Source organism: Asaccharospora irregularis DSM 2635, from assembly GCF_900129815.1.
Classification (GTDB): Bacteria; Bacillota; Clostridia; order Peptostreptococcales; family Peptostreptococcaceae; genus Asaccharospora; species Asaccharospora irregularis.
Map to the genome: position 1 here is coordinate 1 of NZ_FQWX01000072.1, position 1,608 is coordinate 1,608.

At 28.9% G+C, this 1,608-nt stretch carries 2 protein-coding genes; both read left to right on the forward strand.

Annotated features, from left to right (window positions below):
- Positions 1-142: 142 nt before the first annotated feature.
- Complete coding sequence (locus tag BUB34_RS12845) at positions 143-991, forward strand: lysozyme inhibitor LprI family protein (RefSeq protein WP_073127869.1); 849 nt, start codon at positions 143-145, stop codon at positions 989-991.
- 168 nt (positions 992-1,159) lie between these two features.
- Positions 1,160-1,507 (forward strand): ribonuclease G, encoded by a 348-nt coding sequence (locus tag BUB34_RS12850; protein ID WP_073127871.1) that lies wholly within the window; start codon positions 1,160-1,162, stop codon positions 1,505-1,507.
- Positions 1,508-1,608: the final 101 nt, after the last annotated feature.

The following is a 1,608-nucleotide window of genomic DNA, read 5'->3' on the forward strand; positions in this document are numbered from 1 at the left end:
GAAAACTGTATTAGATGCTGCCTTTAAAAATTAAATATTGACTTCATCAACGTTATTTGACAAAGAGCCCAAATAATAAAAGGATTTGCTCTATAGGGTATATTTTATATAATAAAAAATTTATTTAGGGGTGAGGGTAGGTATGAGTAAAAAATGGGGAATTTTAATCGTAGCCTTGAGTTTAGCTACAATGTTTGGATGTGCAAAAAAATCTAATAGTAATGCATCGCAAGAGGAAAAAATAACTTCAGCTAATAGTACAGTACAAGATACAAATGAGGGTCAAGAAAAAGCTAAAGGCAGTGAAGAATCTGAAGACAATGAAAAATTGGATTTAGAAGATGAGATATTAGCTAAAAAACAACAATACATAGATAGAATGGAAAAAATTCATGAAGAGTATACAAGAGTATTAGGGGAGTATGATGTTGGAAATCTGCCAACATCAGAACTAGGAGCTATTTCGGTAAAAACATATCAGAAATATGATGAAGTGTTAAATGATATATATCAAGATTTGAAAAAGTATTTACCAGCGGATGAAATGAGAGATATAAAACAAGAGCAACTGGCATGGATAAAGGAAAAAGAAAGAAAAGAAAAAGAAATGAAGAAAATAGGAACATACATACATGTAAACCAAAATTTAGGGGCGATTACAAGAACACGCTGTGAGGAATTACTGGGATATTTAACAGGTGAGAAGGTAGAGGTACAGTCGAGTGATAAATCCATAGATGATATAATAAATGGTATCTATCGAGTATTAGGAGAATCAAGAGATGAGATAGATTATGTTTATAGCGCTGATGACAATTATGTATTATATGATGATTTGAAAAATGATTATTATATATTTCAAGTAGATTCATATATAGATGAAGGAGATTTTGTGACTTTAGATTATAACATATTGGTTGATAAGAAAAATTATGAAATATATACTTATTATCCAGATGGAACTATGAGCAAAATAGGGAAAATTAAATAGATAGATTGGGTTTGACTTTTTTGGAGTTATTATTTTTTGTTATAAATATTAATTCTAAAATAATGTTTTAATAATATTTAAACTGAAGATTTAGTATAGATAGTTATAAGCATAATGTTATAATTAATGAGAGATATATTTAAATTTAATTATTTAGGAGGAGAATTAATGGAAGATGGAAGAGATTTTTCAAACTACGGAGTTCCGCATGAAATAAAAAAATGGAACTGGGGAGCTTTTATGTTCAATATATTGTGGGGAATAGGTAATAATTGCTATATAGCATTGTTATGCTTAATACCATTTTTCAATATAATCTGGATGTTTGTTTGTGGTGCAAAAGGAAATCAATGGGCTTGGGAAAAGGGAAATTACAAAGATGTAGAGACATTTATGGCGGTACAAAAAACATGGAACAAGGCAGGATTAGCATGGTTTATATTAGCAATAGTAATGATAGTCTTTTATATTGTGGTAGGAGTATCCGCAATTTCATCAGTTTTAAATACATACTAAAATTAGGAGAGTGTAAATTGATTTGTGCTTTAGAGTAATTTCGCTCCTCTATAGCAATGTAATTTAATAATAATATTTGTAAGTTTGAATTAATTATTCAT

What these genes read in the sequence shown, in the direction of transcription:
- BUB34_RS12845 (WP_073127869.1), top strand. Translation starts at nt 143, where the DNA reads ATGAGTAAAAAATGGGGAATTTTAATCGTAGCCTTGAGTTTAGCTACA.
- BUB34_RS12850 (WP_073127871.1), top strand. Translation starts at nt 1,160, where the DNA reads ATGGAAGATGGAAGAGATTTTTCAAACTACGGAGTTCCGCATGAAATA.